General features: G+C 68.8%; 9 protein-coding genes, 1 tRNA gene and 1 rRNA gene. 1 reads left to right on the top strand and 10 read right to left on the bottom strand.

Annotated elements, in window-relative coordinates; genetic code table 11:
• Positions 1–108: 108 nt before the first annotated feature.
• The 7 genes from ACFYXF_RS35430 to ACFYXF_RS35400 all read right to left on the bottom strand — a co-directional run bounded on the left by ACFYXF_RS35430 (position 109) and on the right by ACFYXF_RS35400 (position 13,623).
• On the bottom strand, positions 109–654 hold the full coding sequence (locus tag ACFYXF_RS35430; protein WP_389356012.1) for a CinA family protein: 546 nt from the start codon (positions 652–654) through the stop codon (positions 109–111).
• On the bottom strand, positions 651–1,493 hold the full coding sequence (pgsA, locus tag ACFYXF_RS35425; protein ID WP_389356010.1) for a CDP-diacylglycerol--glycerol-3-phosphate 3-phosphatidyltransferase: 843 nt from the start codon (positions 1,491–1,493) through the stop codon (positions 651–653). The genes ACFYXF_RS35430 and pgsA overlap by 4 nt, the downstream gene beginning before the upstream one ends.
• On the bottom strand, positions 1,490–3,040 hold the full coding sequence (gene rimO / locus ACFYXF_RS35420; RefSeq protein ID WP_389356008.1) for a 30S ribosomal protein S12 methylthiotransferase RimO: 1,551 nt from the start codon (positions 3,038–3,040) through the stop codon (positions 1,490–1,492). Before rimO ends, pgsA begins: the two co-directional genes overlap by 4 nt.
• 99 nt (positions 3,041–3,139) lie before the next feature.
• Entirely contained in the window at positions 3,140–3,994 is an 855-nt protein-coding gene (locus ACFYXF_RS35415; protein ID WP_389356007.1) for a helix-turn-helix domain-containing protein, read from the bottom strand.
• A gap of 269 nt (positions 3,995–4,263) precedes the next feature.
• On the bottom strand, positions 4,264–6,987 hold the full coding sequence (locus ACFYXF_RS35410) for a DNA translocase FtsK (RefSeq protein WP_389356006.1): 2,724 nt from the start codon (positions 6,985–6,987) through the stop codon (positions 4,264–4,266).
• A gap of 167 nt (positions 6,988–7,154) precedes the next feature.
• Positions 7,155–7,841: a two-component system response regulator gene (locus tag ACFYXF_RS35405; RefSeq protein WP_389356005.1), complete on the bottom strand. Its 687-nt coding sequence runs from the start codon at positions 7,839–7,841 to the stop codon at positions 7,155–7,157.
• Positions 7,842–8,148: 307 nt separating this feature from the next.
• Positions 8,149–13,623: a HAMP domain-containing protein gene (locus ACFYXF_RS35400; protein ID WP_389356003.1), complete on the bottom strand. Its 5,475-nt coding sequence runs from the start codon at positions 13,621–13,623 to the stop codon at positions 8,149–8,151.
• 316 nt (positions 13,624–13,939) lie between these two features.
• On the opposite strand from ACFYXF_RS35400, the gene ACFYXF_RS35395 reads away from it, so the two are divergent.
• Positions 13,940–16,690: a SpoIIE family protein phosphatase gene (locus tag ACFYXF_RS35395; RefSeq protein WP_389356246.1), complete on the top strand. Its 2,751-nt coding sequence runs from the start codon at positions 13,940–13,942 to the stop codon at positions 16,688–16,690.
• Between the two features lie 47 nt (positions 16,691–16,737).
• On the opposite strand, the gene ACFYXF_RS35390 is transcribed toward ACFYXF_RS35395, so the two are convergent.
• The 3 genes from ACFYXF_RS35390 to rrf all read right to left on the bottom strand — a co-directional run.
• Positions 16,738–16,813 (bottom strand) — tRNA-Thr (locus ACFYXF_RS35390).
• Positions 16,814–16,896: 83 nt separating this feature from the next.
• A complete protein-coding gene (locus tag ACFYXF_RS35385; protein ID WP_389356245.1) occupies positions 16,897–17,559 on the bottom strand; it encodes a DegT/DnrJ/EryC1/StrS family aminotransferase in 663 nt (220 codons plus the stop codon).
• Between the two features lie 114 nt (positions 17,560–17,673).
• Positions 17,674–17,760: ribosomal RNA gene (gene rrf, locus ACFYXF_RS35380) — 5S ribosomal RNA — on the bottom strand; the annotation flags it as partial.

Below are 17,760 nucleotides of genomic sequence, written 5' to 3'. Positions count from 1 at the left end.
GGTGGCTCCCTCCTCGGACCGCGTAGCCGCATCCTTCACGCCCCACCGTACCGCCTTGCGCCGCGGCCGTGCGGGGAGCGATGTCGTGTTCACTCAGGGCTGCAAACATCAGGTCCCCCCGTTCTGTTCCGTATCCTGTGCCCGCTCGTTCCCGGTCTGTTCGCCCGCAATCCCCTCCAGGAGGAGTGCGAGTACGCTCCGTACACTCTCCATACGAATTTCCGCCCGGGAGCCGTTCAACCGCAGGGACGCCACTTTTCCGCCACCTTCGGCGCCGGAGTCCGCTCCGAAAGGGCCGTCCACGGCCACGAAAACCGTCCCGACGGGCTGCCCGTCCTGGGGTTCCGGGCCTGCCACACCGGTCGTCGCGATACCCCAGTCGGCGCCGAGAACCCTGCGGACTCCGACCGCCATCTGGGCCGCGACCTGCGGATCCACCGCTCCTCGGGTGGCCAGCAGGGTGGCGTCGACATCGAGCACCCGGTGCTTCAGTTCGGTCGCGTACGCCGTCACCGCGCCCCGGAACGCCTTGGAGGCTCCGGGCACCGATGTGATCTCCGCCGCAACGAGACCACCCGTGAGGGACTCCGCGACAGCGAGCGTCTCACCCCTCACTGTCAGTAGTCTCACCACGTCGGCGGCCACGGAACTCACCGTTCCGCCTCCACCGACGCGGCCTCGCGCTCGGCGATTCCCTGCCTGCGCAGCACAATGGCCTGTCTTACGTAGTCGAGCCCGGTCGCCACGGTCAGCACGACCGCCGCGGCCATCACCCAGAACCTCAGCGTCGCCAGCGGACCCGTCAGCGCCAGGACGTACATCCCGACGGCCACGCCCTGCGTCAGCGTCTTGACCTTGCCGCCACGGCTCGCGGGGATCACCCCGTACCGGATCACGACGAAGCGCAGCAGCGTGATCCCGAGTTCGCGCCCGAGGATCACACCGGTCACCCACCACGGCAGATCACCGAGCGCGGAGAGACAGATCAGCGCCGCGCCCATGATCGCCTTGTCGGCGATGGGGTCGGCGATCTTCCCGAAGTCGGTGACGAGGTCGTACGTACGTGCCAGATGGCCGTCGAAGATGTCGGTGATCATGGCGACGGCGAAGGCCGCCCAAGCGAGCGAGCGCCACGCCGGGTCGTACCCGCCGTCGGCCAGCATCAGGGCGACGAAGCCCGGCACAAGGAGCAGCCGGATCATCGTAAGAATGTTCGCGATGTTCCAGAGGCTGGCCTGATTGACGGCCGCGGCGCCCAGCTTCCCGCCACGCACCGCCTTCACACCCCCCTGAGCACCGGAATCCCCGGAGTCGTGAGAGGGCGCCCCTGACGCCGCAGGGCCGACAGCGGACCCGACGGGCCCGGAGGCGACCGAGGAACCGGAGACCCCGGTGGCACCCAACGCGCCCGGCACGCCCACCGCTCCCGGCACGCCCTTGGCGTTCCGCGCGCTGGAGGAGCCGCCCGCTGCGGATGCCGGGACTCCGGTCATCTGGCCGCCTCCTCTGACTCCGAACACGCGAGCGAGCCCGGGAGCAGCTCGGCCACCAGGTCGACACCTTCCGTACCGACCACCTTCGCCTCGACGATACGGCCGACGCTCAAGCCTTCGCCGCCCGTGAGGCCCTCGAAGTCCGCGAAGTTGGTGAACAGCACCTGGCCGTCCGTCTCCGGCGCCTGGTGCGCGGCACGGCCGTACGCACCCTCCTCGCCGCCGACCGACTCGACCAGCACCTGCAGGGTCTCGCCGACGCGCTCCTCGGCGCGCTGCGAGACCAGCTCCTCGGCCAGCCGGGAGACCCGGGCGAGCCGGGCCGCGACGACGTCCTCGTCCAGCTTGTTCTCGTACGTCGCCGCTTCCGTGCCGTCCTCGTCGGAGTACCCGAAGACCCCGATGGCGTCCAGGCGCGCGTTGTTCAGGAACCGCTCCAGCTCCGCCAGATCGGCCTCCGTCTCACCGGGGAAGCCCACGATGAAGTTGGACCGCACGCCGGCCTGCGGGGCCTTGCTCCGGATGGTGTCGAGCAGTTCCAGGAAGCGGTCGGTGTCACCGAAGCGCCGCATCGCGCGCAGCACGTCGGGCGCGGAGTGCTGGAAGGAGAGGTCGAAGTAGGGGGCGACCTTGGGAGTCGAGGTCAGTACGTCGATGAGCCCCGGGCGCATCTCGGCGGGCTGGAGATAGCTCACGCGCACACGCTCGATGCCGTCGACGTCCGCCAGCTCGGGCAGCAGCGACTCCAGGAGGCGGATGTCGCCCAGGTCCTTGCCGTACGAGGTGTTGTTCTCGGAGACGAGCATGACCTCCTTGACGCCCTGCTCGGCGAGCCACCTGGTCTCGTTCAGCACGTCGCTCGGCCGGCGCGAGATGAAGGAACCACGGAAGGACGGGATGGCGCAGAACGAGCAGCGCCGGTCGCAGCCGGAGGCGAGCTTCACCGAGGCGACGGGCGCGCCGTCGAGCCGCCGGCGCAGCGGCGCACGCGGTCCGGAGACCGGGGCGACACCTTCGGGAAGGTCGGCGGGGGCCTCGACGGGCTCCACCGGTGCGTCGTCAGCGTCGGTAGCCGTGCCGTGCCCCGGAAGAGCGACCCCCGCACCCGCGCTCTGCCGCTCCGCCGGGCTGATCGGCAGCAGCTTGCGCCGGTCGCGCGGGGTGTGCGAGGCGTGGATGCCACCGTTCAGGATGGTCCGCAGGCGGTCGGAGATGTCGGCGTAGTCGTCGAAGCCGAGCACGCCGTCGGCCTCGGGGAGGGCCTCGGCGAGTTCCTTGCCGTACCGCTCGGCCATGCAGCCCACCGCCACGACGGCCTGGGTTCTGCCGTGCCCCTTGAGGTCGTTGGCCTCCAGAAGGGCGTCGACGGAGTCCTTCTTGGCGGCCTCGACGAAGCCACAGGTGTTGACGACGGCGACGTCCGCGTCCTCGGCGTCCTCCACGAGTTGCCAGCCGTCCGCCTCCAAGCGGCCTGCGAGCTCCTCCGAGTCCACCTCGTTACGGGCGCAGCCAAGGGTGACGAGTGCGACGGTACGGCGTTCAGGCATGGGCTCAAGACTACTTCGTCCCACTGACACCCCACGTCGACGGGGCTGGCCCCGTCTGGGCCAGCCCCGTACCTGTGAACACCGAAAGCGCGCTACGGCCTAGCCGACCTCGGGGTCGCCCTTCGTGTAGGTGAGCCGCTCGACGGCTCCCGGCTGGAACTCGTCCTCGATCTTCTTGCCGTTCACGTACAGCTGGATCGCGCCCGCGTCGCCCAGGACGAGGTTGATCTCCTCGTTGTCCTGGAAGGTCTGGGACTGACCCTGCTTGAGCAGGCCGTCGAAGAGCAGCCGGCCGTTGTGGTCCTTGGCGGAGATCCAGCTGCGCCCGTCCGCGGCGCTCACCTGGACGGTCACCTTGTCGCGCGGGGCCGCCGCGATCGCGCTGTCCGACGGGTCCGGCTTCGGGTCGGCGGGCTTGTCCTTCTTGGGTGTGGGCGAGGCCGACTGGCTGGCCGTGGGCGTGGAGCCCTCGGCGACCCCCGCCTGCGTGCCCTCGTTGTCGTCACCCCCGTTGACCAGGGTGAAGCCGACGAAGCCGATCACGACGACGATCGCGGCGACCATCGCCGCGGTCCAGTTCGGACCGCGCCGCTCGGGGCGGATGCGTTCCGCCTCGAACAGGGGTGCGGCCGGGGTCGGCGCCGGACGCCCGCCGCGGGCGTCGGCGAACTCCGCGAGCAGCGGTTCGGGATCGAGGTGGACGGCGCGAGCGAGAGTCCGGATGTGCCCGCGCGCGTAGACGTCTCCGCCGCAGGCGTCGAAGTCGTCCTGTTCGATCGCGTGCACGATGGCGATCCGGACCCGGGTGGCGGAGCTGACGTCGTCGACGGTCAGCCCGGCCGCGATGCGGGCCTGCTGGAGGGCGCGACCGATCGAGGGGCGGGCCGCTTCCTCGCGGTCGTCGCGGTCTTCTTCGAACGGACGCTCGCCTTGTGGGGAGTTGCCGATGGACACGGGGGCGCCTTTCGAGCGTTTAGCCACCTGTGCTGGAGGTTCAGTTTAGGGGGGTTCGGGAAGGGTGGGGCAACTGGACGGAGGGACTTTGTACGCCATCGGAATGGCCAGGACACGCCGATGGTCAGGTCATGGTGGGGCAACGATCTGTCGCCTCCCTCAACTTGACGTACGCGGAAGGGAAACGGTTGCTCAATGATCCCTTACGAGTGAGTCACGATCGACCACCCGGTTGCCGCACACTCGGACACCGCACACCGGGCGAGTCCCTACGACTCAGTCTCCCCACGAATCACCGCGAGCATCTCGTCCAAACCGTCAGCCTTCACAAGAACGTCACGCGCCTTGGAGCCCTCGCTCGGCCCGACGATCCCCCGCGTCTCCATGAGGTCCATCAGCCGCCCCGCCTTGGCGAATCCGACCCGCAGCTTGCGCTGGAGCATCGACGTGGACCCGAACTGGCTGCTGACGACGAGTTCGGCCGCCGCGCACAGCAGTTCGAGGTCGTCGCCGATCTCCTCGTCGATCTCCTTCTTCTGCTTGGTGCCCACGGTGACGTCGTCCCGGAAGACCGGCGCCATCTGGTCCTTGCAGTGCTGGACGATCACCGCGACCTCGTCCTCGGTCACGAAGGCGCCCTGCATACGGGTGGGCTTGTTGGCGCCCATCGGCAGGAACAGCCCGTCGCCCTTGCCGATCAGCTTCTCGGCGCCCGGCTGGTCCAGGATGACCCGCGAGTCGGCCAGCGAGGAGGTGGCGAACGCGAGCCTTGACGGCACGTTCGCCTTGATCAACCCGGTCACCACATCAACAGAGGGCCGCTGGGTTGCGAGGACCAGGTGGATGCCGGCCGCGCGCGCGAGCTGCGTGATGCGCACGATCGCGTCCTCGACGTCCCTGGGGGCCACCATCATCAGGTCGGCCAGCTCGTCGACGATCACCAGCAGATACGGGTACGGCGACAACTCGCGCTCACTGCCCTCGGGCAGCTTGACCTTGCCGTTCCTGATGGCCTCGTTGAAGTCGTCGATGTGCCGGAATCCGAACGCGGCCAGATCGTCGTACCGCAGATCCATTTCCCGTACGACCCACTGGAGCGCCTCCGCGGCCCGCTTCGGGTTGGTGATGATCGGCGTGATCAGGTGCGGGATGCCCTCGTAGGCGGTCAGCTCGACGCGCTTGGGGTCGACGAGGACCATCCGCACGTCTTCAGGAGTCGCCCGGACCATGATCGACGTGATCAGACAGTTGATACAGGACGATTTGCCCGAACCGGTCGCACCTGCGACGAGCAGGTGCGGCATCTTGGCGAGGTTGGCCATCACATAGCCGCCCTCGACGTCCTTGCCGAGCGCGACCAGCATCGGGTGGTCGTCCTCGGCCGCGTCGGCCAGCCGGAGCACATCCCCCAGGTTGACCATCTCGCGGTCGGTGTTGGGGATCTCGATGCCGACCGCCGACTTGCCGGGGATCGGGCTGATGATCCGTACGTCGGGGCTGGCGACGGCGTACGCGATGTTCTTGGCGAGGGCGGTGATCCGCTCGACCTTCACCGCGGGGCCCAGTTCGACCTCGTACCGCGTGACCGTCGGACCGCGGGTGAAGCCCGTGACCGCGGCGTCGACCTTGAACTCCATGAAGACGTTCGTGAGGGAGGCGACCACCGCGTCGTTGGCCGCGCTGCGGGTCTTGCCGGGGCCGCCGCGCTCCAGGAGGTCGAGCGAGGGCAGCGAGTAGGTGATGTCCCCGGAGAGCTGGAGCTGTTCGGCGCGCGGCGGCAGGTCGCGCATCTCCTCCGGCGGCGCCTTCGTGAGGTCCGCAACGGCGGCCTTGACCGGCTCCGCCCTGAGCTTCTCCTGCTTGGGCCGCGCCGCCGGTACGGGAGTGGGCGTCGGGGTCGTCTCCTCGCGGTCGCCGCCCGCGCTCACCCCCTGGGTGAGGTCCGCGACGATCGGCGAGGGCGGCATGCCGTGCAGAACGGCCCCGTCGAGGGCCGCAGCGGCCGCTGCGGCGACGTCCACGGCGTCCATCGGCCGCCCGGGGTCGGGCTGCCGTACGGAGCGCCTGGGGCGGCTCCGGCGCTTCGACAGCGCGTCCTGCTCGGCGCTGTCCGGGTCGTACGCCTCGGGGGCGGGCCCGCGCCTGCGGGGGCGCCCGGGCAGCGACTCGCGCCACTGGTCCTCGTACCGCTCGTCGTCCTCGTCGAACCCGTCCTCCTCGGGGTCGTGGAGGATGCCGAGCCGGACCCCGAGTTGCCGCAGCCGCTGCGGAATCGCGTTGACCGGCGTCGCGGTGACCACGAGCAGCCCGAAGACGGTGAGCAGCACCAGCAGCGGTACGGCGAGGACCTGGCCCATGGTGTACGTCAGCGGGGTGGCCGCTCCCCAGCCGATGAGCCCGCCGGCGTCCCTTATGGCCTGCATACCCTCGCTGCGCGCGGGGGCACCGCACGCGATGTGGACCTGCCCGAGCACCCCGATGACCAGCGCGGACAGCCCGATGACGATCCGGCCGTTGGCCTCGGGCTTCTCGGGGTGCCGGATGAACCGTACGGCGATGACCGCCAGCAGTATCGGCACCAGCAGGTCGAGTCGGCCGAACGCGCCGGTGACCAGCATCTCGACGAGGTCGCCGACGGGACCGCGCAGGTTGGACCAGGTGCCCGCGGCGACGATCAGCGCGAGGGCGAGCAACAGCAGTGCCACGCCGTCCTTCCGGTGTGCCGGGTCGAGGTTCTTCGCGCCCTGTCCTATCCCGCGGAACACGGCGCCGACGGCGTGCGCGATGCCGAGCCACAGGGCGCGTACAAGGCGGTAGACGCCCCCGGTGGGGCTGGGCGCCGGAGCGGGCGCGGCCTTCTTGGCCGCTGTCTTCTTGGCGGGCGCCCTCTTCGCGGGGGCTTTTTTGGCCGCGGCCTTCTTCGCCGGAGCCTTCGCGGGCGCGGCTGCCTTCTTCGCGGGCGGCTTCTTGGCTGCGGAAGGACGTGGGGCCATGTGTGTGAGGTTACCGGTGGAGGCGACAGCCGACACGTGTGTAACTGCTTCACCCGTTCGTGTCGCCCTGGCGTGAGCGCGAAACTGACGCGCGCTCACGCGCAACTACGCCGATGGGCGGGTGAGTTCGACGGCTTCGGTGCGTGAAGTGACGACCGGCGTACGGGTCAGTTCTGCGACGGCACCGAAGCCGCCCCGCTCCCGGTTCCCGGTTCGAGCGCGTCCAGAGCCCGGCGCAGGCCGGTCAGTTTGCGTTCGAGATGGGCCGCCGTGGCCACCGCCGCCGCGTCCGCCGACTCGTCGTCGAGCTGTTTGGACAGCGCCTCGGCCTGTTCCTCGACGGCCGCGAGCCGCGCGGACAGTTCGGCGAGCAGGCCCGCCGGCTCCTTGGCCGCGCCGACCGCCGCCTTGCCGCCACCGCCCTCCAGCTGGAGCCGCAACAGGGCGGCCTGCTCCCGGAGTTGGCAGTTCTTCATGTACAGCTCGACGAACACCGAGACCTTCGCCCGCAGCACCCACGGGTCGAACGGCTTGGAGATGTAGTCCACCGCACCCGCCGCGTACCCCCGGAAGGTGTGGTGCGGACCGTGGTTGATCGCGGTGAGGAAGATGATCGGGATGTCCCGGGTCCGCTCCCGCCGCTTGATGTGCGCGGCCGTCTCGAAGCCGTCCATGCCAGGCATCTGGACGTCCAGCAGAATGACCGCGAAGTCGTCCGTCAGAAGTGCCTTGAGCGCTTCCTCCCCGGACGATGCCCGCACCAGTGTCTGATCCAACGCAGAGAGGATGGCCTCCAGCGCCAGCAGATTCTCCGGCCGGTCATCGACCAGGAGGATCTTGGCCTTCTGCACCATGGCCCGCCCTCCTCGCCCCGGCTTGGGGCCTCCCCTGTCCTCAGGACTTGGGGCGGCACCACCGCGCGCCGCCCCAGGGGACGGCTCCCTTGCGCCGCCCGTCCTCGTGCCGGTCATGGTAGCCGCACCCCGCCCGTCGCCACACCCTGTCACCGCGATGTCACTGTGCACGTAGCAGAAACGTAGCGGGAGACCAGAAGGTTCCCCGAATCCCGTACTTCTACACGGCTTCGGCCACACTGAGTCAGCAACTCCGTGTGAACACCGGAGGTTCCCGCCCTCGCGTCGGAAACACCCAGCTCAGCCGTCACTCCTCCCGCATCCACTGCTCCATCACCGACAGCAGGTGATCGGGGTCGACGGGCTTGGTCACATAGTCCGAGGCCCCCGACTCGATCGCCTTCTCCCGGTCGCCCTTCATCGCCTTCGCGGTCAGCGCGATGATCGGCAGCCCGGCGAACTGCGGCATCCTGCGGATCGCCGTGGTCGTCGCGTATCCGTCCATCTCGGGCATCATGATGTCCATCAGTACGACTGTCACATCGTCGTGCTGTTCCAGGACTTCGATGCCTTCCCGGCCGTTCTCGGCATACAGCACCGACAGCCCGTGCTGCTCCAGGACACTCGTCAGCGCGAACACGTTACGGATGTCGTCGTCGACGATCAGCACCTTCTCGCCGTCGAAGTGGATGCCCCGGCGCGGCTGTTGCGCCGCCTCCTGCTCCCCCGCCGCCGCCCAATGGCCGTTCGCCCTGGAGGAGGCGTTCAGTTCGGCCACCGACACGGCCCTGCGCCGCCGCCTGAAGAGCGCTGCGGGCCCGTTCTGCGCCTCCTGGTACGACTTCACCTCGGCCGGCGTCTCGATGTCCGCGCCGGCCAGTTCCGCCTCGGAGGCCAGCAGTTCGCCGACCTCCAGGGAGGGCGTCAGCTGCGCGTAGCCCTGCGGGGGCAGTTCACTCGGGTGCAGCGGCAAATACAGCGTGAACGTCGAGCCGCGGCCCGGCTCGCTCTGCGCGTGGATCTCGCCGCCGAGCAGCCGCGCGATCTCCCGCGAGATGGACAGCCCCAGCCCCGTACCGCCGTACTTGCGACTGGTCGTGCCGTCCGCCTGCTTGAACGCCTCGAAGATCACCCGCATCTTGCTGGCCGCGATACCGATGCCGGTGTCGGTCACCGAGAACGCGATCATGTCGGCGTCCGCGTCCCGCAGCGAGCCCGCCTCCAGCAACTGCTCCCGGATGGCCACCGGCACCTCGGCACCGGCCGGGCGGATCACCAGCTCGACCGCTCCCGTGTCGGTGAACTTCACCGCGTTGGACAGCAGGTTGCGCAGCACCTGGAGCAGCCGCTGCTCGTCGGTGTGCAGCGTGGCGGGCAGGTCGGGCGAGACCCGTACGGAGAAGTCGAGGCGCTTCTCCGCGGTCAGCGGCCGGAAGGTGGCCTCCACGTAGTCGACGAGCTGCACGAGCGCGATGCGCGTCGGGGAGACGTCCATCTTGCCCGCCTCGACCTTCGACAGGTCGAGGATGTCGTTGATCAGCTGAAGCAGGTCCGAGCCCGCCCCGTGGATCGTCTCGGCGAACTCGACCTGCTTCGGGGTGAGGTTGGTGTCCGCGTTGTCGGCGAGCAGCTTGGCCAGGATCAACAGCGAGTTGAGCGGCGTACGCAGCTCGTGCGACATGTTGGCGAGGAACTCGCTCTTGTAGCGCATCGACACCGCGAGTTGCTCGGCGCGCTCCTCCAGGACCTGCCGCGCCTCCTCGATCTCCGTGTTCTTGACCTCGATGTCGCGGTTCTGCTGGGCCAACAGCTCGGCCTTCTCCTCCAGCTCCGCGTTGGACGACTGGAGGGCCTTCTGCCTGTTCTCCAGCTCGGCCGAGCGCTCCCTCAACTGCTCGGTCAGCTCCTGCGACTGCTTCAGCAGCACCTCCGTCTTGGTGTTGACGGAGATGGTGTTGACGCTGGTCGCGATCATCTCGGCGATCTGGTTGAGGAAGTCCTTCTGGATCTGCGTGAACGGCGTGAACGACGCCAGTTCGATGACCCCGAGCACCTTCCCCTCGAACAGCAGCGGCAGCACGATCACCTGCGCGGGCGGCGCCTCCCCGAGCCCCGAGGAGATCTTCAGATAGCCGCTCGGCGCGTTCTCCACGAGGATCGTGCGCTTCTCCTGGGCGGCCGTCCCGACCAGCGCCTCACCGGGCCGGAACGAGGTCGGCATGGAGCCCATGGAGTAGCCGTACGAGCCGAGCATGCGCAGTTCGTACGCGTTCTCCGGGACGCCTCCCGGGTCCTTGGCGTCGACCGTCCGCATCGCCAGGAAGAACGCGCCGTGCTGGGCGGTGACCACCGGCGTCAGCTCGCTCATGATCAGCGAGGCCACGTCGTCGAGGTCCCGGCGGCCCTGCATCAGGGCGGAGATCCGGGCGAGGTTGCCCTTGAGCCAGTCCTGTTCCTTGTTGGCGATCGTGGTGTCGCGGAGGTTGGCGATCATCTTGTTGATGTAGTCCTGAAGTTCCTGGATCTCGCCGGAGGCGTCCACGTCGATCTTCAGGTTGAGGTCACCGCGGGTCACCGCGGTCGCCACGCGCGCGATGGCACGCACCTGCCGGGTCAGGTTCCCGGCCATCTCGTTCACCGACTCGGTGAGGTCGCGCCAGGTGCCGTCGACGTCACGCACGCGTGCCTGGCCGCCGAGCTGGCCCTCCGTACCCACCTCGCGGGCGACTCGGGTGACCTCCTCGGCGAAGGACGACAGTTGATCAACCATGGTGTTGATCGTCGTCTTGAGCTCAAGGATCTCGCCACGAGCGTCAATGTCGATCTTCTTCGTCAAGTCACCCTTGGCGATGGCCGTCGTGACCATCGCGATGTTGCGCACCTGGCCGGTCAGGTTGGACGCCATCCCGTTCACCGACTCGGTGAGGTCCTTCCACGTACCCGACACACCCGGCACTCGCGCCTGCCCGCCCAGGATGCCGTCCGTACCCACCTCGCGGGCCACCTTGGTGACCTGGTCGGCGAACGAACTCAGCGTCTTCACCATGGTGTTGAAGGTGTCGGCGAGCTGCGCGACCTCGCCGCGCGCCTCGATCGTCACCGTCCTCGTGAGGTCGCCGTTGGCGACGGCCGCCGCGACCTGGGAGATGTTGCGCACCTGGACGGTCAGGTTGTTGGCCATCAGGTTGACGTTGTCGGTGAGGTCCTTCCAGATGCCCGTGACACCCGACGCGTGGGCCTGGCCGCCGAGGATGCCCTCCGTACCCACCTCACGCGCGACTCGCGTCACCTGCTCGGCGAAGGACGACAGTTGATCAACCATGGTGTTGACCGTCGTGACGAGCTCAAGAATCTCGCCCTTGGCGTCAACAGTGATCTTCTTCGACAGGTCGCCCTTGGCGACCGCGGTCGTGACCTCGGCGATGTTGCGCACCTGGATCGTCAGGTTGTTCGCCATGAAGTTCACGGACTGCGTGAGGTCCTTCCAGGTGCCGGAGACACCCTGCACCTCGGCCTGACCGCCCAGCTCACCCTCCGTACCCACTTCACGGGCCACACGCGTGACCTCCTGGGCGAACGACGACAGCTGGTCGACCATCGTGTTCAGGGTGTTCTTCAGCTCCAGGATCTCCCCGCGCGCGTCCACGGTGATCTTCTGGGACAGGTCGCCCCGGGCCACCGCGGTCGCCACCTGGGCGATGTTGCGCACCTGGGCGGTGAGGTTGCCGGCCATGCCGTTCACGGAGTCGGTGAGGTCGCGCCACACACCGGCGACCCCGGGCACCTGCGCCTGTCCGCCGAGGCGGCCCTCCGTACCCACGTCACGGGCGACCCGGGTCACCTGGTCGGCGAAGGCCGAGAGTTGATCAACCATGGTGTTGATCGTGTTCTTCAACTCAAGGATCTCGCCGCGAGCGTCAACATCGATCTTCTGGGACAGGTCGCCCCGGGCCACGGCCGTCGTCACCTGGGCGATCTGCCGCACCTGGGAGGTCAGGTTGCCACCCATGAAGTTGACGGAGTCGGTGAGTTCCTTCCACGTACCGGACACGCCGTCCACGCGCGCCTGACCGCCGAGGCGGCCCTCCGTACCCACGTCACGGGCCATCCGCGTCACCTGGTCGGCGAAGCTCGACAGCTGGTCCACCATCGTGTTCACGGTGTTCTTCAGCTGGAGCATCTCGCCGGACACATCGACGGTGACCTTCTGGGACAGGTCACCATTGGCGACCGCGGTCGTCACCTGGGCGATGTTCCTCACCTGTCCGGTGAGGTTCCTGAACGCCGTGTTGACGGAGTCCGTCAGGTCCTTCCACGTACCCGCCGCACCCGGCACCTCGGCCTGGCCGCCCAGCTCGCCCTCGACACCGATCTCCCGGGCCACCCGGGTCACCTCGGCACCGAACGCGGACAGTTGATCGACCATCCCGTTGACGGTGTTCTTCAGCTCCAGCATCTCGCCGGCGACCTCGACGCTGACCTTCTGCGACAGGTCACCGCTGGCCACAGCCGTCGTCACGGCGGCGATGTCCCGCACCTGGGTGGTGAGGTTGCGGAAGACCGTGTTGACGGAGTCAGTCAGGTCCTTCCATGTCCCCGCCGCACCCGGCACGTTCGCCTGCCCGCCCAGCCGCCCCTCGCCACCGACCTCGTTGGCGACGCGGGTGACCTCGTCCGCGAACGTCCGCAGTGTCTCGGTCATCTGGTTGATCGTCTCGGCGAGCTGGGCGACCTCACCGCGCGCCGAAACCGTCACCTTCTGCGACAGATCACCATTGGCGACCGCTGTCGTCACCTGCGCGATCCCGCGCACCTGGGCCGTCAGGTTGCCGGCCATAAGATTCACCGAATCGGTGAGGTCCTTCCACACTCCCGCCACACCAGGCACCTGCGCCTGGCCGCCCAGCTCGCCCTCGGTACCCACCTCGCGCGCGACTCGCGTCACCTCGGAGGAGAAAGAGGACAGCTGATCGACCATCGTGTTGACGGTGTTCTTCAGCTCAAGCATCTCGCCGGCCACGTGAACCGTGACCTTCCGGGACAAGTCACCCTTCGCGACCGCTGTCGTCACCAGCGCGATGTCCCGCACCTGCGCCGTCAGCCGGTACGCCATGGTGTTGACCGAGTCCGTGAGGTCCCGCCACGAACCGGACATCCCGCGCACCTGAGCCTGACCGCCCAGCTTGCCCTCCGTACCGACCTCGCTGGCCACCCGCGTGACCTCGTCGGTGAACGTCGACAACTGGTCGACAAGGTTGTTGACCGTACGCCCGACCTTGAGGAACTCCCCGCGCAGCGGATGCCCGTTGCCGTCGGCGGCCTGCGCCCGCAGCTCCATCCGGGGCGACAGATCGCCCTCCGCGACCGCGCTGAGCACCCGACCGACCTCGGAGACCGGACGTACGAGATCGTCGACAAGAGCGTTCGAGGCATCGATCGCAGCGGCCCACGAGCCCTCGCTGGCGCCCGACTCCAGCCGCTCGGTCAGCTTCCCCTCGCGCCCCACCATGCGCCGTACGCGCGACAATTCACCCGTCAAGTGAAGATTACGGTCGGCCACCTCATTGAAGACGGCAGCGATCTCCGACATGACGCCGTCGCCGGACACCGTGAGCCGCTTACGGAAGTTGCCGTCACGCATCGATTCCAGGGCCGACAGCAACTTGTCCAGGGCAGCCGTGTCCACCTCGGTCGTGCCGTTGCGCGGTTTGCGCCGGTTGCTCAGGGACTGTCCGCCTTTCGCGCGCGTCTTAGTGCCCCGCGTCGCTGCGCCAGACTCCACTGTGTCCCTCCCGAAGGGGTCGACCGTTTCTGCTCTGCGTGCTCTGCCATCACTCGGGCGTACCCGGATACTGCCTGCCGTGCGTAGACCTTCTCCTGGAGCCTGCCCAGTGTTTCACCCTGTCCGAACCCGGCCATAACAGTTCGGCAGCTTCGCACACCGTCCGCACACTCTGGGGACGTAAACACTGCAGACCTGCATCCGCATGGACCGCGAAGGTAAGTAACCTTGCATGCGGCTGTCCAGCCACACCGGTCCGTCCGGTCTGGGCGGTGGCACGACCACGAGCGGGCAGGCATCGGAGGGGCACCGCACCATGACCACCGGACTGCATCCCGGGGAGACACCCCAGGATCCCCGGCCGACGGGGAACCAGACCCTGCCCCGGCAGGAGCGGATCGGCCCCGGCACGCCGCACTCCGACAATCGGACGAGGAGTTCTGTGATCACCGCGCGCGCGGCAGCCACCTTCGACCCGGTCGGGCGATCGGTGGCGACCGCCCGATCCTTCGTCCGCGACACCCTCCAGGGCTGGGGCTTCGCGGACATCGTCGACGACGCCGTGGTCCTCACGAGCGAGCTGGTCACCAACGCCGTGATCCACGCGGGCACCTCCGCCGACGTCCTGTGTCTACGCAGTGACGACGGCGTCCGTATCGAGGTCGCCGACCGCTACCCGGAACGCGAGATCCCCCTCCAGGGCTCGCCCGTCAACATGGGCAGCCCCGACCGGGAGGGGGGCCGCGGCCTCCAGTTGTGCGCGGCGCTGGCCGGCCGCTGGGGCGTCGAGTACACGCCCACACAGAAGCAGGTCTGGTTCCAGCTCGAACTCCCCCACCGCGCGGTGGGCACCCGCTCCGCGGGCCCGTCCCTCCCCGCCGACCTCCTCCCGCTGGCCGACGGCCGCGTCCGGGTCGCGGTCATCCAGATCGACCGAGCCGGATCCATCGCCGCGTGGAACGAGGACTCCGAGGAACTCTTCGGCTACGCACCCGAGTCGGTGATCGGCAAGCCCCTCACCGACCTCGCCGCCTGGCCGCACACCCCCGGCACCAGCACCGGCATCGTCGAGGCCCTCCAACTCTCCCGCTGGGAAGGCAGTTACGGCATAAGGGGCGCCAACGGCCGCGTCACCCCGGTGTACGCCTCCCACCTCCGCGTCCGCGACACGGACGGCGAGCCCTCGACGGTCTGTCTCCTCGTCCGCGACCACGAACGGGCGGTCCTGCAGACCCCGTTGCGCGGCAGCTCGTCCGACTCGACGTCGTCCGCCGAGGGCCCGAACACGGACCCCTTCGAGGTGTTCATCGGCTCCCCGGCCCCGGACGACCTCGACGGCCTCCTCCAGCGCACGGTGGAACGCGCCCGCGACATGCTCGACGCCGACTCCGCCTTCCTCCTCCTGGCCACGGACGACGAAACGGAGTTGGAGGTACGGGCTTCCACCGGCCTCCCCTCCGCCCGCCAGCGCTTCGCCCGCGTCCCGGTCGAGGCGGGCCCCGGCCGCTACGGCTCGGCCCGTATGCCGGCCGTCCACGACGACCTCTCGGCCGTCCCCGGAGCCGTCCCCCTCCTCAGCGGCACGGGCATGCGCTCGGTCGTCACCGTCCCCCTGAAGGTGGAGGGCCGCCTCACCGGCTCCCTCGGCGTAGCAGCCGAATCCCCGGGCCGCTATACGAACGAGGAGGCACTGCGCCTCCAATTCGCCGCCGACCGGATCGCGTTGGCGGTGGAGTCGGCCCGCCTGGGCGAACTGGAACGCCTGCGCCGAGGCTCACTGAGCTTCCTGGTGGAGGCCTCCGACCTCCTCGCGGGAACGCTCGACCGCGACCAGACCCTCGCCCTCATGGCCCAGATGACGGTGCCAACCCTGGCCACCTGGTGCGCGGTCTACACGATCGCCGACCAGGCCTCGGACCCGTATCTCTCGTACGTCCTGCACGAGGACGAGGACCGCATCGACGGCCTCAAGGCCCTCCTGTCGAAGATCTCCCCGCCGGACCCGGTACCCACGCCAGGCGCCCGCGTCTGGTCGGCCCCGGCCGAAGCGGCCCACCAGGCAGCCCTGCGCACCTCCATGCGCAGCCTGGGCCTCAACGCGCCCACCACCACGGTCAGCTCGGGCATCGGCACAACTCTCGCGACGGCGGCGGCAGTCGGCGGCGAGACGGTCGTCCTCCCCCTGGTCGCCCGCAACCGCGTGATCGGCATGCTCACCCTCGGCAAGCCGACGGACGAACACTTCCGCCAGGAAATCCTGGAACTGGCCGAGGACTTGAGCCGCCGCGCCGCCCTGGCCCTGGACAACGCCCGCCTCTACTCGGAACGCACCGCCATCAGCCAGTCCCTCCAACGCAGCCTCCTCCCCCCGGAGTTGCCGGAGATCGACGGCGTCGAGGTGGAGGTCATCTACCGCGCGGCCGGCGAGGGCAACGAGGTCGGCGGCGACTTCTACGACCTCTTCCCCATCCGCGACGGCGCCTACGGCTTCGCCATCGGCGACGTCTGCGGTACGGGCCCGGAGGCCGCCGCGGTGACAGGCCTGGCCCGGCACGCCCTCCGCCTGCTGGCGAGAGAGGGCTTCGGCGGCCCCGCGGTCCTGGAGCGCCTCAACTCGGCGATCCTCGACGAGGGCGCCCGCAGCCGCTTCCTGACCCTCCTGTACGGCGAGCTGTGGCCCCAGGAGGACGGCAGCGCCGTACTGAAGGTGGTCTGCGCCGGCCATCCCCTCCCGCTCCGTCTGCGCCAGGACGGCACGGTGGAAGCGGCAGCGGAGCCCCAGCCCCTCCTGGGCGTCCTGGAGGACCTGGAACTGTACGAGCAGACGATCACCCTCGACCCCGGCGATGTCCTCCTCTGTGTCACGGACGGCGTCACGGAACGCCGTGAGGGCACCCGCATGCTGGGCGACGACGGCCTCACGGACGTCCTCAAGACGTGCACAGGTCTGACAGCCGGCGCGGTGGCGGCCCGCATCATGCGCGCGGTCGAACGCTTCGCCTCCGACGCCCCGTCCGACGACATGGCGATCCTCGCGATGCGCGTGCCGGGCCTGCGGAAGAACTGACAGCAGACATGAGAAAGGCCCCGCCCAATTGGGCGGGGCCTTCTACGTGGAGCCCCCCAACGGAATCGAACCGTTGACCTTCTCCTTACCATGGAGACGCTCTGCCGACTGAGCTAGGGGGGCCAGTTACTTTTCGAGGTCTCCCTCGCGGCAACGGAATAGATCATACCCCGAACAGCCCCGTGCTCCCAACTACGCCCGCCCGATCAGAACGCGGGCTGCAACAGCCCACCGAGCGAGTTGCACGCGGACACGATCCGCTGCATGTCCCGCTTGGTCAACGAGGCGTCCACCGGCAGCGCCAGCGTCTCGAAAGCGGCCAGCTCGGTCTCGGGCAGCGCCACACAGCGCCGGAACGCGGGCATGCGATGCACCGGCGCCTTCACCGGCACCCGGCAGTCAACTCCCCTGGCCCGCAAGGCCCGAGCGAAGGCATCCCGATCGGGCCGCCCGTTGCCGGGCACCCGCACGACGTACTGCTGATAGGTGTGCCCATCGCCGTCGTCGGGCGTCCGCACACCCCTCAGCTTGAGATCGAGAAACGCCGCACGCTGCCGCCGCTGAGCGATCTCGTCGTACGGCGCCTCGGACTCCCCGTGCTGCAACACCAGAAGCCCGTGCCGCTGCCCGACCTCAAGCATGCGCCCCATGTCGGCCGGCCGCCCGAAGCGGTGTACGACAACGACAGCCGCCGTCCGAGGAGTTGTGGCCGCCTCGACAGCTGACGCGTCGAGGCAGTACGTCACCGGATCTATGTCGGCGAACACCGGCAGCCCACCGGCCTGGATCACGGCCTCGGCGACTTCCACGTTCCCGAAGGCCGGCACGACGACCTCGTCACCGACTCCGACGCCGGCGGCCCTGAGCATTGCAGCAGTACCCATGCTCTGGATGGTTGCCGCGCGACGTGAACGTCAAGTGACACACAACAAAAAAGGGTTGGACCCCGAACCGAAGTTCAGGATCCAACCCTTTCAATATTTGTTCGGCGGTGTCCTACTCTCCCACAGGGTCCCCCCTGCAGTACCATCGGCGCTGTAAGGCTTAGCTTCCGGGTTCGGAATGTAACC

This window comes from Streptomyces sp. NPDC002680, assembly GCF_042889145.1.
GTDB lineage: Bacteria > Actinomycetota > Actinomycetes > Streptomycetales > Streptomycetaceae > Streptomyces > Streptomyces adonidis.
The sequence above is the reverse complement of the archived record's forward strand: the minus strand, read 5'-3'. Positions and strand labels throughout refer to the sequence as shown.

Coding starts and splice junctions, on each gene's coding strand:
- ACFYXF_RS35395 (WP_389356246.1), top strand. CDS start 13,940: ATGACCACCGGACTGCATCCCGGGGAGACACCCCAGGATCCCCGGCCG.
- rimO (WP_389356008.1), bottom strand. CDS start 3,040: ATGCCTGAACGCCGTACCGTCGCACTCGTCACCCTTGGCTGCGCCCGT.
- ACFYXF_RS35410 (WP_389356006.1), bottom strand. CDS start 6,987: ATGGCCCCACGTCCTTCCGCAGCCAAGAAGCCGCCCGCGAAGAAGGCA.
- ACFYXF_RS35385 (WP_389356245.1), bottom strand. CDS start 17,559: ATGCTCAGGGCCGCCGGCGTCGGAGTCGGTGACGAGGTCGTCGTGCCG.
- pgsA (WP_389356010.1), bottom strand. CDS start 1,493: ATGACCGGAGTCCCGGCATCCGCAGCGGGCGGCTCCTCCAGCGCGCGG.
- ACFYXF_RS35405 (WP_389356005.1), bottom strand. CDS start 7,841: ATGGTGCAGAAGGCCAAGATCCTCCTGGTCGATGACCGGCCGGAGAAT.